At 60.2% G+C, this 3,797-nt stretch carries 4 protein-coding genes; all 4 read left to right on the forward strand.

The annotated features are described in order from the left end of the window. Positions 1–724: 724 nt before the first annotated feature. The 4 genes from H483_RS38935 to H483_RS37055 all read left to right on the forward strand — a co-directional run bounded on the left by H483_RS38935 (position 725) and on the right by H483_RS37055 (position 3,622). On the forward strand, positions 725–1,558 hold the full coding sequence (locus tag H483_RS38935) for a TIGR04255 family protein (protein WP_132064194.1): 834 nt from the start codon (positions 725–727) through the stop codon (positions 1,556–1,558). A gap of 107 nt (positions 1,559–1,665) precedes the next feature. Next, positions 1,666–2,205, forward strand: coding sequence for a hypothetical protein (locus H483_RS39330; protein WP_132064195.1), 540 nt, complete (start codon positions 1,666–1,668; stop codon positions 2,203–2,205). Continuing rightward, the gene (locus H483_RS38940) at positions 2,202–2,780 is read left to right on the forward strand and encodes an AAA family ATPase (protein WP_081615253.1); all 579 of its coding nucleotides are present in this window, start codon (positions 2,202–2,204) and stop codon (positions 2,778–2,780) included. The genes H483_RS39330 and H483_RS38940 overlap by 4 nt, the downstream gene beginning before the upstream one ends. A gap of 362 nt (positions 2,781–3,142) precedes the next feature. Next, positions 3,143–3,622 (forward strand): cupin domain-containing protein, encoded by a 480-nt coding sequence (locus H483_RS37055; RefSeq protein WP_081615254.1) that lies wholly within the window; start codon positions 3,143–3,145, stop codon positions 3,620–3,622. The last annotated feature ends 175 nt before the right edge of the window (positions 3,623–3,797 follow it).

Raw genomic sequence — 3,797 nt, forward strand, 5'->3', positions numbered from 1 at the left:
GGCTACCCGGGCTGGGGTGGAGCTGCAGTCCTCGTACCGACCCGCCCCAGGTGAGGATGTAGGAACGTACCACGCACTCGCGTGGGAGTCTCGACATGGCCCACGACGCCTGCCCCACCCATAAACCACCCTCGGAACTGACACTGAAAGCTCGGAACGCTCTGGTTGGCGGCCTCGTCGAGTGCTCATAATTGAGCGATCGGTGCTGGTCTCGCCTGAGCAAACGCGATCAAAATCGACCTCGCTATGAGATCGGGGTGCGCGAGGCGGCGGTCGCGACGCGGCGGAGGACGGCCGGTTCCGTGCCACCCGGTGACTGCGGGCCGGTACCAGCCGGCCCGCCACTTCCGCTGCCCGTTGTCTGAGACGTCGACGTCATGGGCATTGCTTGCCGTTGGCCCCGGCGCGCCAGCCTTGCGGCAGCGCTGCCGAGCTCCCGATCACGCGAGGGCTCAACGATGAGGTCGTCCAGTCACAGTTTGGCGGTATCAGGCCAGCGCGCAGCCGCGCGACCGGTGGCGATGACAACGACGTTGCGGCGGTGATCCAGAGTAGGGGTGCGCGCCGACTCATGTGTACTGCATGAGTGCGGGATGGATCGGCACTACTGCTAGAGGGCAGGGCCCTGAGGGGAAGGCATGCAGGAGCCGTCAGGACCTAGAAACGCCGGATCGCCGATGTCGGTCCGCCAAGCGGCGGTAACCGCTCGGCTAGTGTGGGATCTGTGAGTACCCATGAGCTCCGAGACGACGATGTCAACGTTTTGACGTCTTCGCCGCAAATCGAGTTGCCGGTGGAGAGTTATGCTGCCGCGCCGATCGTGGAAGCAATAATGTCCATCGAGGTTGAACCAAGACTGGGGCTTGAACTCGACTCTTTGGAACACGTATACGGCGATCAAGATACCTTCTCAGGCCCTACGGTGACCGCTGAAGCTGTCGGCGAAGTCCGTTACACACTTAGCGACCCCCCCACCGCCACCAGAGACGCGCATATTAAGGGGTACACGTTTGAATCAAGCGCCACGCCTTATTCGGAGGAAGGTGAGCACGTAGCGTTCTGTGGGGCGACTGAGTTCGTGTACTCCACCACTGAGAAATATTTGACCTGGGAGAGATTCCTCGCGCACGCCACGAATGCCCTTTCTAGCTATGTTGCGGCCGTCGCCCCACGCCGGATAGTAGCTGTAGGAATTAGGTACATTAATAAGATCGAACTCCCCGACAGAGTAACAGATATTCGCGACTACGTAAGAACCACTGTCGAGATCCCTTCCTTCCTGACGCAATCCGCGGTAGGATTTTTCGGCAAAATAGTCCTACCCATAGCGGAAGAGGGCACGGTCGCTATCACGACAGCCAGCCTGCCGCCGGATGGCGACGAGCCTGGCGGCGTTCAGGTTGTTTTGGATATCGACGCACGGCGGCCCGTTGTGATTGATGTTTCGGCGGAGAGGATGGGGGATCAATTGGTGGACGAGTTGGCCTCGCTAAGGGCGGTAAAGAACTATGCTTTTGAAGCCTCTATTACGGACGCTACAAGGAGTTTGATCCGATAATGACACTAACTGATAGGGCTGCGGGGATTTCGCACCTACCGTCTTCGGAAGATAAATTCAACTCCGCGTATAAGGCGATCTTGTCAGGCTCAGGAAGTCCCGGATACATGGCAATTCGATCGGCGCTAAGTGGTAGCGAAGCGCGCGCGGATGAATTCGCTAAGTCGGTAAGGCTTGTAGTCGCCAGCGAAAACGTCTTAGATTCCGAACTCAAAACGTTTGTTTCGCGAGTGCTCATTGAAAACTATGTGAACACTCTAGGCTCGGCGGGGTCCGATGAGCGGCTTACAGATGCTTCACTGGGTCCAGAGGTGCACGAGGGGGATAGAAAAGCTTCTGCGGTGGTGGCCGGGCGAGGCATGGAAGTCGATGACTGGAAAAAGATCGCCGGCAACTTAATTGCTCGGTTGTCCGTATATCGACGTTTGGTTGAAGAAAAAACGGGATCAATACCGAGCGAGCTACTTCCCGAGGAGGACGCGGTGGTTCACGACGCCGGTTTCGATGCCCGGCTGGAGGAAAGGCTAAGTAGCGACGATCATGTAGAGCGTCGCGCGTCGGAAGGATTTGCCTCGGTCGCGTTGGATGACGCTGGACGTATGGTCGAATACCGGCCAGACGGATCTACGGTCGTACTTGACTGGTGAATCCGCGCCTAGACTTGGTCGTGGGTTGCAACGGCGCGGGTAAGTCGACACTAGTCGATCGACAATTGCAGCCGCTACTGGGTGTGCCGTTTGTAAATGCGGACGAGATCGCTAAACGCAAATGGCCGACAGACCCAGAGTCGCACTCCTACGAAGCAGCAAAGGTCGCGGAGTTAACTCGGAACCAGCTTATTGTGCGCCGCAGGTCATTCATTGCAGAAACGGTCTTTTCGCACCCGTCGAAGCTCGAACTAATTGATCGTGCCCGCGACGCGGGTTTCCGAGTGGTCCTCCATGTATTGATGGTGCCCGAACAGTTTGCAGTCGAAAGGGTCCGTCTGCGCGTGAATAGTGGCGGCCATTCTGTTCCCGAAAGCAAGATCCGTGAGCGTTACCACCGTGTGTGGCCTCTTGTTCAAGCTGCCATCCCACGCTGTGGGCAGGCAACGATATACAGCAACGAGCGCTCAAAAACGCGCGTGGTTGCGCAATATATCAATGGCATACTTGTGGACGAGCCTGATTGGCCAGATTGGACTCCGGCAACGCTCTTGCGTGGTTCGCGAGAGCTGTAAATCGCCAAATGGTCGGCGCAGGCTGGCTGGTTGACCTTGTATTCGCCGCAGTCGTGATTGCTCCCTCGAGCGGCCTGGTTGTAGCCCGAAAACCGCCGCTTTCTTTCTCTGCTCGTTGGTGGACGCGCATTGACGAAAAAGTTCCCTGCCGCGGCCGGAGTGCCAACCGGCCGTGCAGTGACCGCCCACCCCGTCAGTTCCGCCTTCCCAATGCTTGGGGGCGGACGCGGGAGAGCCGTCGTCGTCGGTGCAGTTCCCTTATCAACCTTCCGTAATCGATCCTTCACCCGCGTCCCGGTGTGCGTTAGCGTGGAGCCGAGCCTGTGAGTCGAGACCGTCCGAGCGGACGCGGGGGAGTGACCATGACGCGCCCATCGATCCGAGGCGGCGTCGCACTCGCCGTCGCAGTACCCGTGCTTGCGACGGCCGCGTGCAGCCCGCAATCGACCGAGCCTCCTGTAGTGGAGCGGGATACCATCCGCGCCCTGGACATTGTCGAAGGCAAGCAGGACGAACCCATCGAGCTGGCTGTGGACGGCGGCGCCGACGGGGTGACGGTGACGCACCGCAGTATCACCCTCGCGCCCGGGGTCGGCACCGGTCGACACGGCCACCACGGACAACTGGTCGTGGTTGTGGAGCAGGGCGAACTCACCCACTACGCCGACGCCCACCCCGGCGGCGTACACGTCTACCGCGCCGGCGATTCGGTGGTCGAAGACCCTTGGTACGTGCACGAGACGGTCAATGAGGGGTCGAAGGACCTGGTGGCTATGGTCACCCACTTCACTCCGGAGGGGATGCCGACGGAGGAGACGGATCTCGCGAAGTGTGAGCAGTAGGCAGCCGGTGTGACCAGCGACCCTCCTGCCCGGGTTACGCGTAGACCGGCGCCCACGCCGGGTCGGGGGACCGGACCTCGAGGTACGCGGTGGCGGAGTCGGTGTACGCCAGGACGAACGCCACCAGGTGGGCCCCGAGCAGCACCCACGCCGACCACAGGGTGATGTCCCAGAG

It is taken from the genome of Dietzia sp. UCD-THP (assembly GCF_000349585.1).
GTDB lineage: Bacteria > Actinomycetota > Actinomycetes > Mycobacteriales > Mycobacteriaceae > Dietzia > Dietzia natronolimnaea_A.

Coding starts and splice junctions, on each gene's coding strand:
- H483_RS39330 (WP_132064195.1), top strand. CDS start 1,666: ATGGCAATTCGATCGGCGCTAAGTGGTAGCGAAGCGCGCGCGGATGAA.
- H483_RS37055 (WP_081615254.1), top strand. CDS start 3,143: ATGACGCGCCCATCGATCCGAGGCGGCGTCGCACTCGCCGTCGCAGTA.